This window comes from Paenibacillus lautus (assembly GCF_050482385.1).
GTDB lineage: Bacteria > Bacillota > Bacilli > Paenibacillales > Paenibacillaceae > Paenibacillus_AQ > Paenibacillus_AQ lautus_B.
The window spans coordinates 1-424 of sequence record NZ_JBCNHV010000054.1 but is presented as its reverse complement, the minus strand read 5'-3'; the positions used below and the strand labels follow the sequence as shown (position 1 = coordinate 424).

Annotated in this window: 1 protein-coding gene; it reads right to left on the bottom strand. The window is 40.3% G+C overall.

Going from position 1 to position 424, the window contains the following annotated elements:
* A partial coding sequence (locus ABEW73_RS33760) for a transposase (RefSeq protein WP_430206431.1) occupies positions 1-389 on the bottom strand: 389 nt, incomplete at its 3' end.
* Between the last annotated feature and the right edge of the window lie 35 nt (positions 390-424).

Sequence of the window (424 nt, the reverse complement as noted above, 5' to 3'; positions counted from 1 at the left end):
AGTCGTTCAAGCTTGATGATTGACACACCTTCCTGGGTGGCTGTATCGACAATTTGCCGACTAATCTTATGGTTTTGATCTTTCATCCAACGTTGCTCTTTATGACCTAGCTTACGAATGGCAGACATTTTTTTGAGTTTTCCTAATTTACGCCTACGTTGCTCATGCTTTCTTCGTATGTACTTGTTTTGTCTGCCGTTTCCAAAGAATCGGGCTTTACCTGTAGAAGTTACAGAAACAGCAGGAACTTTTAAACCAAGATCAATACCCATGATGTTTTCGTTGTTGGTTACACTTGTAGGCACTTCTACCGAAATTTGAGCGTACCATTTCCCTGACTTTTCAATGATACGCATCAATCCAAGTTTGGCTTTTCTTAACAGATCCATATCTCTACTCGTCACTGTAGCACGAAACGTTGTTT